Origin of the sequence: Rhizobium sophorae (genome assembly GCF_013087515.1) — a bacterium.
In the GTDB taxonomy this organism is placed as follows: domain Bacteria; phylum Pseudomonadota; class Alphaproteobacteria; order Rhizobiales; family Rhizobiaceae; genus Rhizobium; species Rhizobium sophorae.
Map to the genome: position 1 here is coordinate 345742 of NZ_JABFCN010000070.1, position 19308 is coordinate 365049.

General features: G+C 61.8%; 23 protein-coding genes. 11 read left to right on the forward strand and 12 right to left on the reverse strand.

The window, feature by feature from the left end; genetic code table 11:
• Positions 1 to 68 precede the first annotated feature (68 nt).
• From G9X64_RS35775 to lgt, 6 genes are all read right to left on the reverse strand, one after another.
• Positions 69 to 1001, reverse strand: coding sequence for a ribose-phosphate pyrophosphokinase (locus tag G9X64_RS35775; RefSeq protein ID WP_011652946.1), 933 nt, complete (start codon positions 999 to 1001; stop codon positions 69 to 71).
• Positions 1002 to 1106: 105 nt separating this feature from the next.
• Positions 1107 to 1928, reverse strand: coding sequence for a hypothetical protein (locus G9X64_RS35780; RefSeq protein ID WP_168310647.1), 822 nt, complete (start codon positions 1926 to 1928; stop codon positions 1107 to 1109).
• A gap of 91 nt (positions 1929 to 2019) precedes the next feature.
• Complete coding sequence (locus G9X64_RS35785) at positions 2020 to 3171, reverse strand: M24 family metallopeptidase (RefSeq protein WP_168310648.1); 1152 nt, start codon at positions 3169 to 3171, stop codon at positions 2020 to 2022.
• A 5-nt stretch (positions 3172 to 3176) separates the two neighbouring features.
• Positions 3177 to 3971, reverse strand: coding sequence for a peptidoglycan editing factor PgeF (gene pgeF, locus G9X64_RS35790; protein WP_168314124.1), 795 nt, complete (start codon positions 3969 to 3971; stop codon positions 3177 to 3179).
• Positions 3972 to 4082: 111 nt separating this feature from the next.
• The gene (locus G9X64_RS35795; RefSeq protein ID WP_168310650.1) at positions 4083 to 5183 is read right to left on the reverse strand and encodes a class I SAM-dependent methyltransferase; all 1101 of its coding nucleotides are present in this window, start codon (positions 5181 to 5183) and stop codon (positions 4083 to 4085) included.
• A 20-nt stretch (positions 5184 to 5203) separates the two neighbouring features.
• Complete coding sequence (lgt, locus tag G9X64_RS35800) at positions 5204 to 6052, reverse strand: prolipoprotein diacylglyceryl transferase (protein WP_168310651.1); 849 nt, start codon at positions 6050 to 6052, stop codon at positions 5204 to 5206.
• A gap of 201 nt (positions 6053 to 6253) precedes the next feature.
• Between lgt and G9X64_RS35805 the strand changes: the two genes are divergently transcribed.
• The 4 genes from G9X64_RS35805 to G9X64_RS35820 all read left to right on the forward strand — a co-directional run bounded on the left by G9X64_RS35805 (position 6254) and on the right by G9X64_RS35820 (position 8585).
• A complete protein-coding gene (locus tag G9X64_RS35805; RefSeq protein ID WP_003541711.1) occupies positions 6254 to 6514 on the forward strand; it encodes an accessory factor UbiK family protein in 261 nt (86 codons plus the stop codon).
• A 389-nt stretch (positions 6515 to 6903) separates the two neighbouring features.
• Entirely contained in the window at positions 6904 to 7404 is a 501-nt protein-coding gene (locus tag G9X64_RS35810) for a type III secretion system chaperone family protein (RefSeq protein WP_003541709.1), read from the forward strand.
• Between the two features lies 1 nt (position 7405).
• Entirely contained in the window at positions 7406 to 8233 is an 828-nt protein-coding gene (gene proC, locus G9X64_RS35815) for a pyrroline-5-carboxylate reductase (protein WP_168310652.1), read from the forward strand.
• A 10-nt stretch (positions 8234 to 8243) separates the two neighbouring features.
• The gene (locus tag G9X64_RS35820) at positions 8244 to 8585 is read left to right on the forward strand and encodes a tRNA-binding protein (protein ID WP_168310653.1); all 342 of its coding nucleotides are present in this window, start codon (positions 8244 to 8246) and stop codon (positions 8583 to 8585) included.
• A gap of 113 nt (positions 8586 to 8698) precedes the next feature.
• Here the strand turns inward: G9X64_RS35820 and G9X64_RS35825 are convergent, their stop codons facing one another.
• The gene (locus G9X64_RS35825; protein ID WP_168310654.1) at positions 8699 to 9394 is read right to left on the reverse strand and encodes an MBL fold metallo-hydrolase; all 696 of its coding nucleotides are present in this window, start codon (positions 9392 to 9394) and stop codon (positions 8699 to 8701) included.
• A gap of 286 nt (positions 9395 to 9680) precedes the next feature.
• On the opposite strand from G9X64_RS35825, the gene G9X64_RS35830 reads away from it, so the two are divergent.
• The 5 genes from G9X64_RS35830 (at position 9681) to G9X64_RS35850 (ending at position 13932) form a co-directional block, all read left to right on the forward strand.
• On the forward strand, positions 9681 to 10298 hold the full coding sequence (locus G9X64_RS35830; RefSeq protein WP_168310655.1) for a DUF1236 domain-containing protein: 618 nt from the start codon (positions 9681 to 9683) through the stop codon (positions 10296 to 10298).
• Between the two features lie 178 nt (positions 10299 to 10476).
• A complete protein-coding gene (locus tag G9X64_RS35835) occupies positions 10477 to 10746 on the forward strand; it encodes a hypothetical protein (protein WP_003541697.1) in 270 nt (89 codons plus the stop codon).
• A 591-nt stretch (positions 10747 to 11337) separates the two neighbouring features.
• The gene (locus G9X64_RS35840) at positions 11338 to 11829 is read left to right on the forward strand and encodes a MarR family winged helix-turn-helix transcriptional regulator (RefSeq protein WP_168314121.1); all 492 of its coding nucleotides are present in this window, start codon (positions 11338 to 11340) and stop codon (positions 11827 to 11829) included.
• Positions 11830 to 12531 carry a response regulator gene (locus tag G9X64_RS35845; protein WP_168310657.1) on the forward strand — a complete coding sequence of 234 codons (702 nt, stop codon included), beginning with the start codon at positions 11830 to 11832 and terminating at the stop codon, positions 12529 to 12531.
• A 24-nt stretch (positions 12532 to 12555) separates the two neighbouring features.
• Complete coding sequence (locus G9X64_RS35850; RefSeq protein WP_168310658.1) at positions 12556 to 13932, forward strand: ATP-binding protein; 1377 nt, start codon at positions 12556 to 12558, stop codon at positions 13930 to 13932.
• Here the strand turns inward: G9X64_RS35850 and G9X64_RS35855 are convergent.
• Positions 13929 to 14390 carry a winged helix-turn-helix transcriptional regulator gene (locus G9X64_RS35855; RefSeq protein WP_168310659.1) on the reverse strand — a complete coding sequence of 154 codons (462 nt, stop codon included), beginning with the start codon at positions 14388 to 14390 and terminating at the stop codon, positions 13929 to 13931. The genes G9X64_RS35850 and G9X64_RS35855 overlap by 4 nt on opposite strands.
• 34 nt (positions 14391 to 14424) lie before the next feature.
• Here G9X64_RS35855 and G9X64_RS35860 point away from each other — a divergent pair, with 34 nt between their 5' ends.
• Complete coding sequence (locus tag G9X64_RS35860; protein WP_171378366.1) at positions 14425 to 15291, forward strand: oxidoreductase; 867 nt, start codon at positions 14425 to 14427, stop codon at positions 15289 to 15291.
• Between the two features lie 60 nt (positions 15292 to 15351).
• Here the strand turns inward: G9X64_RS35860 and G9X64_RS35865 are convergent, their stop codons facing one another.
• The 3 genes from G9X64_RS35865 to G9X64_RS35875 all read right to left on the reverse strand — a co-directional run bounded on the left by G9X64_RS35865 (position 15352) and on the right by G9X64_RS35875 (position 17544).
• On the reverse strand, positions 15352 to 15804 hold the full coding sequence (locus tag G9X64_RS35865; protein ID WP_168310661.1) for a BA14K family protein: 453 nt from the start codon (positions 15802 to 15804) through the stop codon (positions 15352 to 15354).
• Positions 15805 to 15951: 147 nt separating this feature from the next.
• A complete protein-coding gene (locus G9X64_RS35870; protein ID WP_003561293.1) occupies positions 15952 to 16167 on the reverse strand; it encodes a cold-shock protein in 216 nt (71 codons plus the stop codon).
• Positions 16168 to 16653: 486 nt separating this feature from the next.
• A complete protein-coding gene (locus G9X64_RS35875; RefSeq protein ID WP_168310662.1) occupies positions 16654 to 17544 on the reverse strand; it encodes a DMT family transporter in 891 nt (296 codons plus the stop codon).
• Positions 17545 to 17643: 99 nt separating this feature from the next.
• Here G9X64_RS35875 and G9X64_RS35880 point away from each other — a divergent pair, with 99 nt between their 5' ends.
• A complete protein-coding gene (locus G9X64_RS35880; RefSeq protein ID WP_168310663.1) occupies positions 17644 to 18111 on the forward strand; it encodes a DUF3052 domain-containing protein in 468 nt (155 codons plus the stop codon).
• Between the two features lie 4 nt (positions 18112 to 18115).
• Here the strand turns inward: G9X64_RS35880 and G9X64_RS35885 are convergent, their stop codons facing one another.
• Positions 18116 to 19258, reverse strand: a complete 1143-nt coding sequence (locus G9X64_RS35885) for a PQQ-dependent sugar dehydrogenase (RefSeq protein ID WP_168310664.1) — start codon at positions 19256 to 19258, stop codon at positions 18116 to 18118.
• Between the last annotated feature and the right edge of the window lie 50 nt (positions 19259 to 19308).

Consider the following 19308-nt stretch of genomic DNA (forward strand, 5'->3'; position numbering starts at 1 on the left):
GCATGCCCAATAATAGCTTGGTCCATCTAATGCAAAAATCGAAAGTGCCGGTCGAATGCCGGCTCTCTTTAATCGAACAGGCTGGAGACGGACTCTTCCTGAGCTGTTCGGCTGATGGCTTCGCCGATCAGAGGGGCCGTGGTCACGATGCGGATATTGTGCGCCGAAAGAACTGCCGTGGTCGGCTGGATCGAATCCGTGATGACGAGTTCGCGAAGCTTCGAGGAGGTGACGCGGGTGACTGCGCCGCCCGAGAGAACTCCGTGCGTGATATAGGCGGTGACGCTGGATGCGCCCTTGGCCAGCATCGCGTCGGCCGCGTTGCAGAGCGTGCCGCCGGAATCGACGATGTCGTCGATCAGCAGGCAGTCTTTGCCGGTGATGTCGCCGATGATGTTCATGACTTCGGATTCACCCGGCCGCTCGCGACGCTTGTCGACGATGGCCAGGAGACAGTCCAAGCGCTTGGCAAGCGCGCGGGCGCGAACCACACCACCGACGTCGGGCGAGACGACGACGACATTGCTGAGGTCATAGTGGCTCTTGATGTCGCGCGTCAGCACGGGCATGGCGAAGAGATTGTCGGTCGGAATATCGAAGAAGCCCTGGATCTGCCCGGCATGGAGATCGAGCGTCATGACGCGGTCAGCGCCGGCTTCGGTAATGAGGTTTGCAACCAACTTGGCGGAGATCGGTGTGCGGCCGGAGGCACGGCGGTCCTGGCGGGCATAGCCGAAATAGGGAAGGACGGCTGTGATGCGACGGGCTGACGAACGACGCATGGCGTCGATCATGATCAGCAGTTCCATCAGATGGTCGTTGGCGGGAAAGGCGGTCGGCTGCACGAGGAAAACGTCCTCACCGCGCACATTCTCCTGAATTTCCACGAAGATTTCCTGATCGGCAAACCTTCGAACACTGGCTTTCCCCAAGGGAACATTGAGATAGTTGCAGATCGCTTCGGCGAGTTGCCGGTTCGAATTGCCTGCGAAAACCTTCATTTTGGTCCGCCTGTTACGCGCTGATAGCCGCGCTTTTTAGTCAGCTTCCCTGTGAATGCAAGGGCAAAGGCGCCACAAGCTTCCATATTTGCAAAAAGTTTGTGACTAACCGTCTTGAGTTTGCCGCCAGGAAGAGAATTCCGCGATGGTTTTCGAGGCAATCTGCTGCATCACCGAGGCCGGAACGCCCGCCCAGGGATCGGCCGCGGCGGTCGGCACGCTTTCCTGACCCTGGATGCGGTGCAGGCGGGCGCCGCTGCTGTCGAGGACGTCCCAGACATAGACCACGGTGACCTTGCCGTCGTCGCTGAAGGCGGAGAGATAGCCTTTGAGGATGTAATCGCTGCTCGCATCGGTCGAGCTCTTGATGGAAAGGCCTTGCGCCCGCGCCTCGGCGCCGAGCTGGCGCGAGAGTGGTGTCACGGCCTGCACCGGCGCTCCGATGATCGGTAGGAAGCGCACGGTATTGCCGCGAGCCGTGGGGGACCTGGGAGGGAGGGCGGCGGTCTGCTGCGGCTGTTGCGCCTCGGCCGGCGGAGCCGGCTGTGCGGCAAGCTCACCACCGGCCGCCGGCGGTGGCAGCGATTGTCCGTCGATCGGGGCAGAGGCGGCCGGCGAGGAGCCGCTTCTCGACAGGGCGTCTGCCTGTTCCTGCATCGTCGTCGGCGCCGCGCCGGTGCCGGGTCGATAGGCCCGCTGCGACTGATCATAGGCTGGATGGTAGCCGCCCTGCTGCGAGCTTCCCGAAAAACGCGGCTGGCGGGTGCCCGCCAAACGCTCGGCTTCGCTCTGCGTCACCGGGCTTGACAGGGCGCCCCCGGCGGAATTGCCGATATCGACCTGCGGCGTCAGCGCATCGGTCGTGTTGCAGGCTGTCAGTAGAGCCATGACGAACAGGAGCGTGGGCAAAATCGCAGCTCGCGTCATCCCTTGGTCTGTCCTTCCCGCAATCGCAATCAGCCCCACCCGAATGTATGCGGGTGGGGACGGTCGTCTGTCAATTCCGGATTCTCACCGGTCAGAGCCCAATGAAATCGAGCGGATGGCGGGATAGCGCGCGCGGCGCGTCCGCAGTCGTCAGATAGGTCTGGCCGAGCGTCATCGCTGTGCCCGTATCGGAATCGGCGATGATCATGTGCACGAAGAGCGACATGTTCGGCTCGATCGGCTGCGGATTGCCGACATGGAACATCTGATGCTCCATCCAGGACGGCGAGAAGCGGGCGCCGAGCGAATAACCGCAGGCATTCAGCCGGTGGCGAGCCAGGCCGCGCTCGTCGATGATCCTGGCATGCATGTCGAAGACATCGCCGAAGGTCTGGCCGGGCTTGAGCACAGTCTCGATCGCCTCGATGGTTTCGCGGCAGGCGTTGTAAAGCTCGCGGTGGCGATGCGTCGGCTCGCCGATGACGATCGTGCGCATCATGGCGGCATGATAATGCGCATAGGCGCCGGCCCACTCGAGCGTCAGCTGGTCGTTGGCGTCGAGCTTGCGGCGACCGGCCTTGTAGCGGCAAAGCAGGGCGTCGGCGCCGGAGCCGATGATGAACTCGTTGGCGGGGTAGTCGCCGCCGCCGGAAAAGATCGCGCCCTGCATGGCGGCGAGGATATCGGCCTCGTCGGCGCCGGGTTTTGTCAGCCGGATCGCGGCATCGAGCGCATCGTCGGCGAGAATGGCGGCGCGCTCGACATAGGCGACCTCGGTCGGGCTTTTGATCAGGCGAAGGCGGCTGACGAGATAGGAAGCGTCGACGATCTGGCCGAAGGTGGTCAGCTGCGCGTCGAGCAGCCGGGCGACGCGGCCGGTCATGCCGTGCGTATCATATTCGATGCCGATGCGGGCGCCGAGAAGGTCCATCTCGACCAGCAGATTCTTCAGGTCGAGCGTCGGGTCGGCATTGACCCGGTCGACCCAGATATGGATGTCCTCGAGGATCGAGGTATGCCTGGCTTGGCGAAGATCGGCCGAGCGGGTGATCAGCGCCATGGTGCCGTCGCTCTTGACGACCAGCGTCTGGAAGAAGCAGTAGCCGAAGGTGTCGTAGCCGGTCAGCCAGTACATGCTTTCCTGGGCGAAGAGCAACAAGGCGTCGAGCTTTTCTTCCTTCATCTTCTCGGTGAGGCGCGCAAGCCGGCTTGCGAATTCGGCCTTTTCGAAATGCAGTGCCATTCTGCTCAAGTCTCCCTGATTGATATCGCGGAAATCTGGCGGCCGTAATCCGGCTCCTTGCGATGTGTCGTCCTGCGGTAGGAAAAGAAGCGCTCATTGTCCGGATAGGTGCAGAGGCCGAGGCTTTCCGCACGCACGCCGGCTTTCGTCAACCGGTCGACCGTCAGCGCCGGCAGGTCGAACATGGCGTGGCCGGGTGTCGCGGAAGGCACGAAAAAGCGCTCGTCATCCGGGTTTTCGGCGACGAAACGCTCGACGAACTCAGGGCCAACCTCATAACTCGCCTGGCTGATCGAGGGGCCAAGGCAAGCGACGATGCGGGCGCGGTCCGCACCCAGAGCCTCCATGGCGGCGATGGTGTTTTCGAGCACGCCTGTCAGCGCGCCCTTCCAGCCGGCGTGGGCAGCGCCGATGACGCGATTGTCGGGGTCGACAAACAGGATGGGTCCGCAATCGGCGGCTAGCACGCCAAGCGCAATGCCAGGGGTGCGCGTTACCATCGCATCCGCGTCGGGGCGGGCGCCGTTGTAATCGGCGCCGATCGTCACGACATCGGGGGAATGGACCTGATGCACGGTTGCCAGCCGCTCGACCGGCAAGCCGAACCAGGCGGCGACGCGACGGCGGTTTTCCAGGACCTTGTCGCGTTCGTCGCTGGAGCCGAGGCCGACATTGAGGCCACGATACATCCCTTCGGAAACGCCGCCGGCCCGAGTGAAATAACCGTGCCGGATCGTGGCGCCCGCCGCTTCGTTCAGCAGCGCGCTTTCGATCGGTGCGGGAGAGGCCGCGTCCTGCATCTGTGATTCCGGGGTTTTTAAGGGGTTTGTTATTATCCCAAGCGCATCGCATATGCGGCGCGCTTCAAGTTCTTGTTTCAGGCGGATGTTGAACCAGCCGCCTGCGCCCTGTCAATCCACTGGACGAAAGGGCAGGAGATCGAGGGCGGGATAGGAGACCGCCATCACCTTGAAGAGTTCGCCCATCCGGCCTTCACCGGCGCCGGCGAGCCTTTCGACCGCCGCCTGGATGACCTGCTGGGTTTGCGGCTCGCGATCGCGGCCGAGGGCGGTTGCGCGCTCGAGGATGCCGAGGCCGGTCAGAAAATCACCCTGATGCAGGGCGCCGTTCAGATGGAGGCCGGCCGCAAGCGCCGTTTCGGCGAGCTGCTGGAAATCGACATGGCTCGTCAGATCGGCTTCGCCGGGATGGGCGAGCGGGGGGTCGAATTCATGCATGCGCACGGCCTGCAGCGTATCGCCGAAGCCGGTGACGAGATGGCCGTAGTCGATCGTAAGCGCCGTGCCGCCGAAGGCGCGCAGCCGCTCGCAGATCGCCATCATCACCGCCTGGCGGGCAGGCGAAATCTCGAAGAGCGTGCCGACCGGCACGTTCTGCACCGGTTCGGGCAGCAAGGTGGGATCGACGCCGGCGACGCCGGCGGCGAAAGTCAGCTCGCCATCGGCGTCGATACCAACCATGCGCTCACGGAACCCCGTCGGCATGCGGACGAACTGGCGGATCGGGATCGCGTCGAAGAGTTCGTTGGCGGCAATCAGGGTGAAGCCGGGCGGTACTTCGTCAAAGCCGTCGTGCCAGGTGATCTTCTCGCCGTGGGGTTCGAGCGTCTGACTCTGGACGTCGCGCAGCCGCTCGCTGGTTTCGACGAGATGCACGGTCATCGCGTCGAAAAGCGGTGGAGCGATGCGGGAGATGACGCGCAGCATGTCGGCCATCATGGTGCCGCGGCCGGGGCCGATCTCGACAAGGCGGACGCCCGTCGGTGTGCCGTGGCGCTGCCACGCATGGACGATGAAGACGCCGATCATCTCGCCGAAAATCTGGCTGACCTCGGGCGCGGTGACGAAATCACCGGAACGGCCGAAGGGCTCGCGGGTGCGATAATAGCCGTGTTCGGGGTCTGCCAGGCAGAGCGAGAAATAATCGGTGACACTGATCGGGCCGTTGGCCTGGATAATCGCCTTGATCTTTTCGCCTAGAGCGGTGGTCATGTCGCGCGTCCTGCCGTTTCTCACAGCTGCAGCGCAGCCTGGCGGCGGGCCCGCAGCATCGCCCAGAGGCCAAGCAGGATCATCGGGGAGGAGAGCACCATGCCCATGGTCAGCCAGTTCGTGCCGAGGAGGTAACCGAGCTGGGCATCAGGCTCGCGGAAGAATTCGACGAAGATGCGCGACAGCGCATAACCGCAGACGAAGACGCCTGTAACGAAGCCGGGGCTTTTCAGCGCGCGCAAGCCATAGACGAAGGCGGCCAGCACCAGGAGCAGAACGATGCCTTCGAGGCCGGCTTCGTAAAGCTGGCTTGGATGGCGGGCGAAGGGACCGCCGGTCGGGAAGACCACGGCCCAAGGCACGTCGGTCAACCGGCCCCACAGTTCGCCATTGATGAAATTGGCGATGCGGCCGAAGAACAGGCCGAAGGGAACGACGGCGGCGACGATGTCGAACAGGCTCCAGACCGGGATGGCGTTGCGGCGGGCAAAGAGGATCATCGCGATCGTCGTACCGGTCAGACCGCCGTGGAAGGACATGCCGCCATTCCAGATCTCCAGCGCACGGACGGGACTGCGCAGGACGGCGGGGAGATCATAGAAGAAAATATAGCCGAGACGACCGCCGAGGACGACGCCAAGCGCTGCCCAGACGATGAAATCGTCGAGCTGCGTCTTTGATATCGGCGAGACGTTGCCGGGCCAGAGACTGTCATTGGCGGCGATGCGGCGCGCATAGGCCCAGCCGAGCAGGATCCCGGCGACGTAAGCCAGACCGTACCAGTGAATCGCCAGCGGACCGATCGAAAAGGCGATCGGATCGATATCCGGGAAAGGCATGATGGCAAGGAGATCGGCTGCTGTCGGCAAGGTTTTCCACCCGTTGAGTTGCGCGGAACATGCCGCTGCGATCCCGGACGGTCAAGTCCATTGTTCGTGATGGCCCGTTCCCGGCCGGTTCCGGCAAGCTTATCCCGTGTAAAGCGCTTGCATCGTCGATGGCGAAGCCCTACCTCAATCCTCGAGGCCCTGAAGGGCTGAATTCACCTCATGCCAAGGGAGAAAAACGCCATGACGACCGGAACGAACCGCATCATGGACGAATTCGCCAAGCTGATGACCGATGCGGCCGGTGCCGCCCAGGGCGTCCGCAAGGAGATCGAAACCGCCTTCAACGCCCAGGCCGAGCGTTGGCTGAACAGCATGGACATCGTCAAGCGCGAGGAGTTCGAGGCCGTGCGCGAGATGGCGATCAAGGCACGCGACGAGAACGAGGCGCTTGCCGCCCGCATCGCAGCGCTCGAGGCGAAGCTTGCCGGCGAGGGCGCTTAAGTCCCGATAAGACACAGATGCGGCGTTGCCTTCATGCCACACGCCGCATCTTCCGTAAAAAAACCAGGTGAGTTTTCCACCTGTGGACACTGCCAAAAAAGCCAATTCGCAGAGTCGCTTATTCTCCCTTCTGAATTGAATTTCGAAGAGCCTTTCCACAGTGGCCGGTCCTATTTTCCGTTCGGGGGGCTGGCAGGGGGCAAGGGGCGCTATACACTGATTTTAAATGATGATTCGAAGCGACTTGGTAAGCTCCGGGCAGGTTATCTGCGTTAAGTCTGGCAGCGGTTCAACGATCATCCGAGTGGTGGTTCCGGTATTTTGCGTGTGTCTTTCTTGTGTTCGTACACCAAGTTAGGTCGCATTCGTTCCGGTCAAGAAGGTGCTGCATGAACCTGATGGAATTGGAAGTCGAGCGTCAGTCGAACCCGGTCGATATGATCGAGTACGTTGCCTCCAACAACGACTGGTCGTTCGAACGGTCCGGCGAGGACGAGATCGCGATGACGGTCGAGGGCCGCTGGACGGACTACCACGTCTCCTTCTCCTGGATGGAGGAATTCGAGGCGCTGCATCTTGGGTGCGCCTTCGATATCAAAGTTCCCGATATCAGGGTCAACGAGGTGGTCAAGCTGCTCTCGGCTATCAACGGGCAGGTGCTGATGGGTCATTTCGACCTCTGGCGCCAGGAAGATGTCGTCATTTTCCGCCAATCGCTGCTGCTTGCGGGCGGCGCGGAGCCTACCAATCGCCAGGTGGAAGTGCTGCTTTCCAGCGCGCTCGATACCTGCGAAGCCTATTTCCAAGCATTCCAGTTCGTCGTCTGGTCCGGCATGGAAGCGACGAAGGCGATGGAAGCCGTGCTGTTTGAAACGGTCGGCGAGGCATAAGATGCCGACGCCCCCTTTTTCCTCGACACATCCCGTCGTTCTTATCGGTGCCGGAAACATGGGCGGAGCGATGCTCTCCGGCTGGTTGAAAAGCGGCGTTCCGGGCTCAGCCGTCATCGTTGTCGATCCCGGCCCGTCGCCGGCCATGCTTTCGACGATCAACGAGGCTGGCGCGACCCATCTGACCGCGCTTCCTACGGATTTGAAGGCAAGCGTGCTGTTCCTCGCGGTCAAGCCGCAGGTGATGGAGACGGTGTTGCCGGCGGTGAAGAGTGCCGTCGGGCCGGACACGGTCGTCGTCTCCGTCGCGGCCGGCAAGACGCTCGGTTTCCTCGAGAAACATCTCGGCAAGGCCGCCATGGTGCGGGCCATGCCGAACACGCCAGCCATGGTCGGGCGCGGCGTCACCGGCGCTTTTGCGAATTCAGGGGTCAGCGATCCGCAACACGAACGCGTCCATTCCCTTCTGCGCGTCTCGGGGCCGGTCGAATGGGTCCCGGCGGAAGCCGATATCGATGCCGTGACGGCGCTTTCGGGCAGCGGTCCGGCTTATGTATTCTATCTCGTCGAATGTATGGCGGAGGCAGGCCGTAAACTCGGCCTGCAGGCGGACCTCGCCATGCGTCTTGCGCGGGAAACAGTCGCGGGGGCTGGTGAACTCATGCACCAGTCCCCCGACGACGCTTCGCGGCTGCGGGAGAATGTGACCTCTCCCGGCGGCACCACGGCGGCGGCGCTCGCCGTGCTGATGGCCGAAGACGGCATGCAGCCCTTGTTCGACGCAGCCCTTGCGGCGGCGCGCAAGCGGGCCGAGGAACTGGCTGGCTGACGGAGACCATATGGCCGAAGAGATCACCTACGCCGATTTCGAGCGTGTCGATATCCGCGTCGGCACGATCATCGAAGCCAGTCCCTTTCCGGAGGCGCGCAAGCCGGCGTTCAAACTCCTGATCGATTTCGGTCCTGACATCGGCATTAAAAAATCCTCAGCGCAGATCACCGTGCATTATACGCCGGAAAACCTGATCGGCCGGCAGGTGCTCGGCGTCGTCAATTTCCCGCCGCGCCAGATCGGGCCGTTCCGCTCGGAAGTGCTGACGCTGGGTTTCGAGGACGAGAACGGCGCGATCGTGCTTGCTGCGATCGAACAGCCGGTGCCGAACGGCCGAAAGATGATGTGAGCGCGAGCTCACACTTAAAGCGCGTCGCGTCGAATTCGGATTCACGCGACGCTTCAAGTCTTTATGTGATGCAAGTCGTTATCCCAAAACAGCTGCGCACTTGGGCGAATGCATTAGTTGTTCGGGGCTTGGCCTGATGTGGCCGCATCGGATCCTCTACGAGGTCTGATCTCCTGCAGGAATGGATTGCTTCGCCGCTCGTCGCCGATGCGACTGCCGGGGCCGTGGCCGCAGATGAAGCCTACGTCGTCGCCGAGCGGCAATACCTTGTCGCGGATCGAATCGAGAAGCTGCTGATGATTGCCGCCGGGCAGGTCGGTGCGGCCGATCGAGCCGTTGAAAAGCACGTCGCCGAGATGAGCGAAGTTCTGCGCACGGTTGAAATAGATGACGTGGCCGGGGGCGTGGCCGGGCGTGTGATAGACTTCAAATTCATGGGCGCCGAAAGAGATCTTGTCGCCGTCCTTCAGCCAGCGGTCGGGTACGACGTCGCGCAATCCTGATATGCCGTATTTTTCAGCCTGCGTTTCGATCCGTTGCAGCAGCGGCAGATCGTCCTGATGCGGGCCGACCACGTCGATGCCGAGGGCCTCCTTCAATTCACTGGCACCGCCCGCATGGTCGAGATGGCCGTGTGTCAGCCAGATTTCCTTGATGGTCAGGCCGTTCTGGGCAATCGCCTGCAGGATGAGCGGCACGTCGCCGCCGGGATCGACGACGACGCCTTCCTTGGTATCGGGATCGAAGAAGATCGTGCAGTTCTGCTGGAAGGGTGTCACCGGAATGATGCCGGCCTGGAGCATGCCCATATGTGCCTCCTTGGTGTCTCTGTTGCTTCGGGTATAGTCCGAAACCACGGCAAGGATAGCCGGAATCTTCCGCCATTGCGGCCTGCCTCACGGCAAAAAGACGGACTGAAACAAGAGTTTATGCCTCTCTTCGCCATTGTCGTAGAGCGGAAAAATCGAATTTTCTTCAATTCTTCAAGGCACTTGGATGAAATCTCCCACAAGCGGCATTTCGCTGGGCGGAGTGCCGGGGAACATCGTGGAACCCCGTGCGTTGTCAGCCCATCGAAACCAAGGAGACGCTCACATGACCTTGAAGAGAAACATTCTGTTGGCTGGAGCCGTGCTCCTGGCAAGCGGTGGTCTTGCGCAGGCGGAGATGATGGCCACGACGGTCAACGATCTCAATGTTCGCGCCGGCCCGGGGCCGCAATATCCGACGGTCGGCCTTGCTACCCGCGGTTCGACCGCGGTGCTTGATGGCTGCATCGAAGGCAGCCGCTGGTGCCGTGTCGACGTCAACGGCATGCGCGGCTGGGTCTATGCCGATTATCTGCAGGTCGATCATGGCGGCAGCTCTGTCATCGTCGAACAGCACCGCGCCGAGATCGGCGTTCCCAGCGTGACTTACGAGTCCACCGCAAGTGTCGTTCCGGCCGATCCGCAGCCGGCACCGGGCGACGAGTTGCTCGGCCCCGTCGGAGCGGTCGAGACCATCACCCCGCCGGAGACGGTCCGCACCTATATCGACACCAATCCGGGCCAGACGGTGCAGCTTGGAGGCGACGTCGTCGTCGGCGCGGAAGTGCCTGGCGATGTCACCTTCCAGACGATTCCCGACTACGAGTACCGCTATACGAGGATCAACGATCGGCCGGTGCTGGTCGATCCCGGTACGCGCCGGATCGTCTACGTCTATCAATGAGTGACAGGAACTGAGGCGAGGCGGACATCGGACCGCCTCGTTCCGGGGCGCTTCTCCCTGCCTTAATCCCGCATCGGTTGATTTTTCTTAACGCTTTCCTCCAAAATATGATAAAATACTAATATGCCGAAGGTTCGGCGTGGATCGGCGATCGGGGAGATCGCCAGAGGAGGAAATCATGGAAGCCCTACTTCCGCTCATCACACAATTGATTGCCGGTGCAATCGGCGGCAATGCCGCGAGCGCCGCTTTGAAGCAGCAGGCGATCAACGTCGTCGCCCGTACGATCGCCGGTGCGATCGGCGGTGTCGCCGGCGGCATGCTGCTCAGCATGGTCGGTGGGGAAGCGGCTATGACCGGCCTGATCGCCGACGGCATCGGCGGCCTGATCGGCGGCGGCATTCTGTCGACGCTTGCCGGACTGGTCATGGCACGGGCGCATAGATAAAAGGCCCGACGGGTCTGTATCTACAGCGCCGCGCGTCTTTTCAGACGCGCAAAAGACGCTGTAGCACTTTGACTGCTGCATAATTTCATCCTTAAGTCGATTCCGATTTAAGGAACTATGCGGTAGTCGGACCGATTGCGTGAGGGCCTTATTCGGCGGCCATCGCCGCCGGATAGACTTCCTTCGTGTCGTCGTTCATCAGTGTTTCGAGATCGTCAACGGGCGCGCTCGCCGGGTCAGCTCATGGATCTTGGCGCCTTTCCAGGCGACGAACTCGCCGTTGAACCATATTTGGCCGTCCGGGTGGGCGAAATGAACTGAAGCCTCCCTAACCCCATCCGGCGCTTCACGCGCTATGCCTGTTGATTGTTGTCCCCATTACGTTTTATCCACAGACGCAAGGGGAGATCGCGTATTGCGTCGGAGTGCCGGACGGGCCTTGGTTTCCAGGGAAATGCCAGGGAAATGAGGGACCGTACGGGGCTCCCGCAGAGGTGGCGGAAGCTAATAGCGACGCAAATTTGTGTCAATGAGGCTGACATATCTTCGCGAAAGCTTCCAGCAGCGCGCGGAAAAGAAAGGAAATGCCGATTGTCACGACAGCCCGGCCCGAAAGCAGGCAAGCCAGAGCCGCTGGCCACGCCGATGGAAGACACTGAGATCATCGATTTCGAGATCATCGAGCTGTTCTTCTTCGCCTATCGCGACTTCGTTTCCGATCCTGATGCTATCCTCGAGAAGAGCGGCTTTGGCCGGGCGCATCACCGCGTCGTGCATTTCGTCAACCGCAATCCCGGCATGACGGTAGCCGATCTTCTCGAAACGCTGAAGATCACCAAGCAGAGCCTTGCAAGGGTGCTGAAACAGCTGATCGATTCAGGCTATATTCGCCAGGTGGCAGGTCCGGAGGACCGGCGGCAGCGCAAGCTCTATCCGACGAAATCGGGGCGAGAGCTGGCGCTTGCCCTTGCCGAGCCGCAATCGCGCCGCATTGAGCGGGCATTCGAAGGGGCTTCTGCGGAGGTGCGGGAGGGCGTAAAAGCTTTCCTTAGCGGCATGCGGGACAGACAGAAGGCGGATTGAATGGCGGTCAAGACAGATATTTCCGACGATGCGGCGCACTTGCTTGTGGTTGATGACGACTCCCGCATCCGCGCGCTGCTCAATCGTTATCTCGCCGAGAACGGCTTCCGCGTCACCGTCGCCGCCGACGGCGCCGAGGCGCAGCGCAAGCTTACGGGTCTCGATTTCGACCTGATCATCATGGATGTGATGATGCCCGGCGAATCCGGCATCGACGTCACCCGCGGGCTTCGCGCCATCAAGAACGTCCCGATCATCATGCTGACGGCGCTGGCCGAATCGGGCAACCGCATCGAAGGCCTCGAGGCAGGCGCCGACGACTATCTTTCCAAGCCCTTCGACCCGCGCGAACTGGTGCTGCGTATCAACAACATCCTGCGCCGCAACGCCGGCGGCGAGGGACCGAAGATCGAACAGGTGATGTTCGGCCCCTACACTTTCTCGCTGACCCGCAAGGAGCTGAAGAAAGCCAGCGAGGTGATCCGGCTCACCGACCGCGAGCAGGAGATCATGCTGCTCTTTGCGCGGCGCGCCGGCGATACGATCCCCCGCCATGAACTGATCGGCAACGATACCGAAGTCGGCGAGCGGACGATCGACGTGCAGATCAACCGGCTGAGGCGTAAGATCGAGGACGATCCCGCCAATCCCGTGTGGCTGCAGACCGTGCGCGGCATCGGATACAGGCTGAGCATCGACTAAACTCAAGGTTCGGGACCGGCGCTGATGGTGACGATCGACAGCTTGCGGCGGGAAGACCGCACTTCTGCGCCGGGCTGGCGCTCGATCGTCCGCTGGTTGCGCCGGCGGCTGCCGACCGGACTTTACGCGCGTTCGCTGCTGATCATCATCATTCCGATGGTGCTCTTGCAATCCGTCGTCGCCGCCGTCTTCATGGAGCGCCACTGGCAAATGGTGACGGAGCGGCTGTCGCTTGCTGTCACCCGTGACATCGCCGCGATCATCGAGATCATCGAGACCTATCCGCAGAATTCGGATTATAGTGAGATCATCCGCATCGCCCGCGACCAGCTCAGCCTGCAGATTTCGATCGAGCCGGACGGCGATCTGCCGCCACCGCGCGTCAAGCCGTTCTTCTCGATCCTCGACGGCATCCTCAGCGACGAGATCACCGACGAGATCCATCGGCCTTTCTGGATCGACACGGTCGGCAACTCGAACCTCGTCGAGATCCGCATCAAACTCGACAACAAGATCCTGCGGGTGCTGACCAAGCGCAGCCAGACCTATGCTTCGAACACCCATATCTTCATTGTCTGGATGGTCGGCACCTCGCTGGTGCTGATCGGCATCTCGATCCTCTTCCTGCGCGGGCAGATCCGGCCGATCCTGACCTTGGCGCGAGCGGCCGAAAGCTTCGGCAAGGGGCAGAAGCCCGATAATTTCTATCCGCGGGGCGCCGACGAGGTCAGGCGCGCCGGCCTTGCCTTCATCCTGATGCGCGAGCGAATCGAACGACAGATCGAGCAGCGCACGGCGATGCTCTCCGGCGTCAGCCATGATCTGCGCACCATCCTCACCCGCTTCAAGCTGCAACTGGCGCTGGCCGGCGACAATCCCGATCTGCATGGGCTGAACGACGACGTCAACGATATGCAGACCATGCTGGAAGCCTACATGGCCTTCGCGCGCGGCGAGGTCGAAGAGGATGTCGGCGAGCTGAAACTGAGCGAGATCTTCGCAAAGCTGGAATCCGATTTCGCCCTGCACGGTAAAAAATTCAGCTATTCCATCGAAGGCGACGACGACATCTCCGTCAGGCCGAACGCCTTCATGCGTCTTGTCACCAACCTCGCTTCGAACGCGCGCCGGTATGCCGATAGGCTCGACATCGAGGCCAAGCACAATGCCAAATGGCTAACCGTCATCTTCGACGATGACGGGCCTGGCATTCCCGAAAAGAACCGTGAGGACGTGTTCAAGCCGTTCTTCCGGCTGGATACGGCGCGTAACCTCGATGCATCAGGCACCGGGCTCGGCCTGGCGATCGCCCGCGACATTGCCCGCAGCCACGGCGGCAACGTCACGCTCGGCGACAGTCCGCTCGGTGGGCTGAGGGCAACGATCCGCATTCCGGCTTAAGCGTTGGCGGTAGCTGTCAGCTTGACGGCTTTGCGCGCATCGAAATCGTCCAGGCGTTGGACGATCCAGCGCCAGAGCGCGGCGACCTGCATGAGGAGATCGCGTCCGAGCGGCGTCAATTCGTATTCGACGCGCGGCGGCACTTCGGGATAGAGCGTGCGGATGACGAGGCCATCCCTTTCGAGGGTGCGCAGCGTCTGCGTCAACACTTTCTGGCTGATGCCATCGACCCTCTCCATAAGGCGCGAGAAGCGCAGCGGCGCGCCGGCATCGGAGAGCACATGCAGGATGCGCAGCGGCCATTTCGCCGCCGCCCGTTCGATCAGTTCACGGGCCCGCCCATCCTGTTCGTCCGTCATGCGGCTGCAGAAATCGAACATGTCGCTGCTCACGTCAGTTACCTCAAGGTGCGTATAGATCGTCTGGGTACCTTCTTTCGATCGGATACAATAGACCATAGATGAACCGGGAACCAAACAAGGAGGGTTTCCGATGTTCAGAGTCTGGTTGATAACAGGGAGTTCGCGCGGTCTCGGCCGGGCGCTGGCCGAGGCGGTATTGGCCGCCGGCGACAATCTGGTGGCGACAGCGCGCGATCCCGGCCAGCTTGCCGAACTTTCCGAGCGGTATGGCAATCAGGTCCTGACGCTGGCGCTTGACGTGACCGACGAGGCGGCAGCAGCGGCCGCAGTCAAGGTTGGTGTGAAGAGGTTCGGGCGCATCGACGTGCTTGTCAACAATGCCGGCTACGGCAATGTCGGCTCGATCGAGGATACCAGCCTTGCCGATTTCCGGGCCCAGATCGAGACCAACCTCTTCGGCACGATCATTATGACCAAGGCAGTCATCGCCCTGATGCGCGGGCAGGGAGCGGGACACATCATCCAGTTCTCGTCCGTCGGCGGCCGGATTGGACCTGCCGGGCGCGGCGCCTATTCGGCGGCGAAATTCGGTGTCGAGGGCTTTTCCGAGGTGTTGTCGAAAGAGGTCGCGCCGTTCGGCATCAGGGTAACGGTGATCGAGCCCGGCGGCTTCAGGACCGATTTCGCCGGCTCTTCGACGGTGCTTGCCGAAGGGCGACAGGACTATGCGGAGACGGTCGGCGCTACGGTGCGCTTCCAGCGTGAATATGATGGTCGCCAGCCCGGTGATCCTGCCAAAGCGGCTGCGGTCATCATCCACATCGCCGATCTCGACGAGCCGCCATTCCGGCTGCTGCTCGGCAGCGATGCGGTCCACAATGTCGAAAAGGCGGATGCGGCGCGTATCGAAGCCGATCGGATGTGGCGCACCGTCAGCGTCTCGACCGATTTTGACGCAGAGGCCGAGTCGCTACCTTGGAAAAAGAAGGCCGGTTGACCCAGGCAAAACAAAAGCGCCGCTGAAAAGCGGCGCTTTGCATCAAGGATATTCGACGATTCAGCCGGCGGTGCAGAAGTGGCTGCGACCGTCATTGCCGATATAAGTGCCGCTACGCGGATCGAAAGTGCGGTAGCGGTAGGAGCAGTAACGCTGCCATTGCGGCGACCAGGGCTCCACCGCCGCGCGGACCGGCGCGTAATATTGCGGCTGATCGACATAGACGCGGCGCGGGGCGCGATAGACCGGAGCGGGCTCGTAATAATCCGGCTCGTAGGCCGGGTCGATGTAGCGGCGCTCTTCATAAACCGGACCGTTATTGGCATTGGCGATGGCAGAGCCGACGATCAGGCCGGTGGCAAGGCCGACGGCGCCGCCAACCCACGCATCGTTGTTGCCGTGATGATTGCCATGGCGCCAGTGGCGGTCACGGGCCGAGGCTTCACCGATGGTGGAAAGCGTGAGTGCGGCAGCGGTTGCCGTCAGCAGAAGGGTCTTGGCGAGCCTGTTCATAAGCACAAATCCTAATCCCGGGAACCGAACGCCGGCCCCTTTCTCGATGGTCGCAGTCGTACAGATTTGTAGCTGAACGAAGGCTGAACGACAAAACCCGGCATGGCTGCCGGGCTTCAACTCGAATTCGCCAGCCTTGTTAAGGGTTCAGCCCGCAATCTGCAGATTGACGGCCTTCGGGCCCTTGCCGCGGCGATCCGGCTCCGTGTCGAAGCTTACCTTCTGGTTTTCCGTCAGGCCGGCCAGGCCGGAGGCCTGAACGGCAGAAATGTGAACGAAGATATCGGCGCCGCCCCGGTCCGGCTTGATGAAGCCGAAGCCTTTGTCGGTATTGAAGAATTTTACAGTGCCAGTCTCTGCCATGCCTCAGGTCCTTTTCTCTCTGCCCGCCATCCACACGGGCAGCATCATAGCATTGCCTCCTTGCGGGAGGTGTTGGCAGGCAATTCTTGAAATGTGAGAAAAAGGTCCCCTCTACCTCGGCCTGTTCCAGGCAGGACTTTCGCCCGCCATTTTCGGAACCGGCTGACCGGGATATTAGCGTTCCCGGCGCGCAAATACTTAAGGACTTCCCATGCTCGCAAAATGCCCGAACGCGCTGAGAGTGCTGCGTTTAAAGGATTTTGGCAAGCAAAAGTTTTTTAACGTGTCGTTCGGGGCACACCCCCGCCGATATCCAATTTGCGCAAAAACGCAAAATTTCCTTCGCCGACAGGGAATGATTAACGTTTTATATCGTCTGCAATATAAGTTCCGAGCAGATTTTCCCAAAAATGCAACGTGAACGCGTCTCCCGCATCCGATAAATTTTTTTCCCGATGGGTGACCCACCCATATTTGGACGCGTGTTCACGTGGCTGGCAGGCGTCGGCGGGCGAATCCCGGCACGAGCTCGACCACAAGCATAGCGATAAACATGAGCGCGCAACCTGCATAACCTGTTACCGGCATCGTCTCGCCGAGCAGCAGGGCTGCAAGCGAGGCACCGAAGAGCGCTTCGGAAGAAAGAAAGATCGCGGCCTGCGAGGGCGTCGTATAGCGCTGGGCGATCACCTGCAGCACGAAAGCCACGCCCGAGGAAAAGATGCCGACATAAAGGATCTCCGGCGCCGCGGCCTGTATTGCCGAAAGGCTGACTGGTTCGACGGCTGCGGCAACGGCCAGCGCACAGACCGCGGTGACGGCAAATTGCGTGGCGGAGAGCGCAAGCGGCCTTCCGGTCTCGGAAACGGTCGTGCCGGCAAGGGTGATCTGGATCGCCCAGAAGACGGCGCAGACGACGGTCAGCAGGTCGCCAGGCGTCAGCGCCGAGAGGTGGCCGCCGGACAGGAGATAGATGCCGGTGACCGCCATCAGCGCGCCCGGCCAGATGATCCAATGCGGGGCACGGCGCAGAAAGAACACGGCGATCAGCGGTACGAAGACGACATAGAGGCCGGTGATGAAGCTGGAATTCGTAACCGTCGTCGTCTGCAGGCCGACCTGTTGCGTGGCTGCGCCGCCGAAAAGGGCAAGGCCGATTAGGATATAGAGCTTCGCATGGCGTGCGCTGGTCTTCTCCTTTGCCCTGCGCGCTTCAAAAAGGACGAAGGGCAGCACCGCCAGCGTGGCGACGGCAAACCGCAGCCCAATGAACCAGAAGGGGCCGATCGCTTTCATCGCCGTCGACTGCGCGACGAAGCCGCCGCCCCAGATGGCGGCTGCAAGCAATAGGAGAAGGTTCGCCTGAACGCGCGTCATGTCGTCCTCAATGGGAAGGGAGATGTGCCCCGGCGGTTAGCAGTTGCGTTTCCTCCAGGCAAGGGTGAAGATTTCATGCCTGGCGACGGAGGTGAGGCCATGCGACGCGAAGAATGGAAGCCGGCCGGTGATGCCGCGCCCAGGACGGCAGGCTATTCCGGCACGCCGCTCGTCAGGAAACTTGGCCTTGCACACGGGCAGGCGGCTGCTCTTCTCGGCATTCCTGAAACGATCGTCGCCATCAATGGTTTCGACGGTTTTGCGTCGGTCGTCCGCGCGCTTCCCGAGACGCCTCAGCGTATGTTCGACTATGTGCATTTGTTTACGACAGAACGGGCGGCGCTGGAGGCGGCCGCGCTTGCGCTTTTCCGTGCCCTGAGACCGGACGGGATGGTCTGGATTTCTTGGCCGAAAAAGAGTTCCCGCGTGCCGACCGACATCACTGAGGGCGTGCTGCGGGAGGTTCTGCTCCCAAGCGGTCTGGTCGACGTCAAAGTCTGCGCGGTCGACGAGATCTGGTCCGGGCTGAAGTTCGTCATCCGCAAGGAGCTGCGCGGCGCGTTGTGACGTCTCAGCCGTTACGAGCTTGGGCTCTCGAGATCCTGAGCAGCGCGCCGTTATCCTCGTCCGTCACCATCAGCAGCGCTCCGTCGGGTGCGACGACGACGTCGCGGACGCGGCCGTATTCGCCCTTGAACAGGCGCTCTTCGGTAACGAAGGCGCCGCCGTCATCACGCTGCATGCGCGAGAGCAGCTGGAACTTTAGCGCCGCGACGATGAAATTGCCGTCCCATTCCGGGAACATGGCTCCTCGATAGACGATAAGCGCGCCAGGCGCGATCGAAGGATCCCAATAATGCAGCGGCTGTTCCAGCCCCTCCTTGGCGGTGCCTTCGCCGATCTCGGCGCCGGAATAGTCTCGGCCATAGGTAATGATCGGCCAGCCGTAATTCTTGCCGGCCTCGGGCTGGTTGATCTCGTCGCCGCCGCGCGCGCCGTGTTCGACGGTATAGAGCTTGCCATCCTTGGCGTCGAAGGTGATGCCCTGCGGATTGCGGTGGCCTTTCGACCAGATTTCCGGCAGCGCCTTGCCCCCGTCCCTGAATGGATTGTCGGCAGGGATGCTGCCATCGGCATTGATATGGATGATCGAGCCGGCATCGTCCTGCCAGTTCTGCGAGCGGTCGCGGTTGCCGCGATCGCCGACGGTGATGAACAGCGTACCGTCAGGGGCAATCGCAATACGCGAGCCGTACTGGATATTGCCTGACGTGAAGCGCCGCATGGTGAAGATAGGCGTCACGGCGTCGAGTGTCTTCTCGTCAGTGGAAAGCGTGGCGCTGAAGGCTTCGGTGCCGGAGCCCTGGCTGCTGGCGATGGCGGCGGTGAAATAGAGTTTGCGAGATGTCGCAAAGTCCGGCGCGAGCGCCACGTCCATCAGGCCACCCTGGCCACGGGCGCTGACCTTGGGCACGCCCACAATCGGGTCGGAGACCTTGCCGTCGCGGACGATACGCATGCGGCCCGGCCGCTCGGTGACGAGATAAGCGCCATCCGGCAACACCTCGACCGCCCAGGGATGTTCGAGGCCGTCGGCGAGCTTCTCGACACGGACGGCGAGTTCCTGCGTGTTGATGGTGTCGGCCGCATCCGCGGACACGGCGCCGAACAGGACCAGCGCTGCGGCGAAATGGAAGGCGGGCATTCTCTTCATCTTGCTTCCCCGTCGTCTATCCAGGCTGAACGTGGAGCGGGCAGGGGAGA

Coding starts and splice junctions, on each gene's coding strand:
- G9X64_RS35775 (WP_011652946.1), bottom strand. CDS start 1,001: ATGAAGGTTTTCGCAGGCAATTCGAACCGGCAACTCGCCGAAGCGATC.
- proC (WP_168310652.1), top strand. CDS start 7,406: ATGCCGACGCCCCCTTTTTCCTCGACACATCCCGTCGTTCTTATCGGT.
- G9X64_RS35795 (WP_168310650.1), bottom strand. CDS start 5,183: ATGACCACCGCTCTAGGCGAAAAGATCAAGGCGATTATCCAGGCCAAC.
- G9X64_RS35785 (WP_168310648.1), bottom strand. CDS start 3,171: ATGGCACTGCATTTCGAAAAGGCCGAATTCGCAAGCCGGCTTGCGCGC.
- G9X64_RS35870 (WP_003561293.1), bottom strand. CDS start 16,167: ATGGCAGAGACTGGCACTGTAAAATTCTTCAATACCGACAAAGGCTTC.
- G9X64_RS35850 (WP_168310658.1), top strand. CDS start 12,556: ATGGTGACGATCGACAGCTTGCGGCGGGAAGACCGCACTTCTGCGCCG.
- G9X64_RS35865 (WP_168310661.1), bottom strand. CDS start 15,804: ATGAACAGGCTCGCCAAGACCCTTCTGCTGACGGCAACCGCTGCCGCA.
- G9X64_RS35880 (WP_168310663.1), top strand. CDS start 17,644: ATGCGACGCGAAGAATGGAAGCCGGCCGGTGATGCCGCGCCCAGGACG.
- G9X64_RS35830 (WP_168310655.1), top strand. CDS start 9,681: ATGACCTTGAAGAGAAACATTCTGTTGGCTGGAGCCGTGCTCCTGGCA.
- pgeF (WP_168314124.1), bottom strand. CDS start 3,971: ATGCAGGACGCGGCCTCTCCCGCACCGATCGAAAGCGCGCTGCTGAAC.
- G9X64_RS35855 (WP_168310659.1), bottom strand. CDS start 14,390: ATGGTCTATTGTATCCGATCGAAAGAAGGTACCCAGACGATCTATACG.
- G9X64_RS35860 (WP_171378366.1), top strand. CDS start 14,425: ATGTTCAGAGTCTGGTTGATAACAGGGAGTTCGCGCGGTCTCGGCCGG.
- G9X64_RS35825 (WP_168310654.1), bottom strand. CDS start 9,394: ATGGGCATGCTCCAGGCCGGCATCATTCCGGTGACACCCTTCCAGCAG.
- G9X64_RS35885 (WP_168310664.1), bottom strand. CDS start 19,258: ATGAAGAGAATGCCCGCCTTCCATTTCGCCGCAGCGCTGGTCCTGTTC.
- G9X64_RS35810 (WP_003541709.1), top strand. CDS start 6,904: ATGAACCTGATGGAATTGGAAGTCGAGCGTCAGTCGAACCCGGTCGAT.
- G9X64_RS35845 (WP_168310657.1), top strand. CDS start 11,830: ATGGCGGTCAAGACAGATATTTCCGACGATGCGGCGCACTTGCTTGTG.
- G9X64_RS35835 (WP_003541697.1), top strand. CDS start 10,477: ATGGAAGCCCTACTTCCGCTCATCACACAATTGATTGCCGGTGCAATC.
- G9X64_RS35875 (WP_168310662.1), bottom strand. CDS start 17,544: ATGACGCGCGTTCAGGCGAACCTTCTCCTATTGCTTGCAGCCGCCATC.
- G9X64_RS35780 (WP_168310647.1), bottom strand. CDS start 1,928: ATGACGCGAGCTGCGATTTTGCCCACGCTCCTGTTCGTCATGGCTCTA.
- G9X64_RS35820 (WP_168310653.1), top strand. CDS start 8,244: ATGGCCGAAGAGATCACCTACGCCGATTTCGAGCGTGTCGATATCCGC.
- G9X64_RS35805 (WP_003541711.1), top strand. CDS start 6,254: ATGACGACCGGAACGAACCGCATCATGGACGAATTCGCCAAGCTGATG.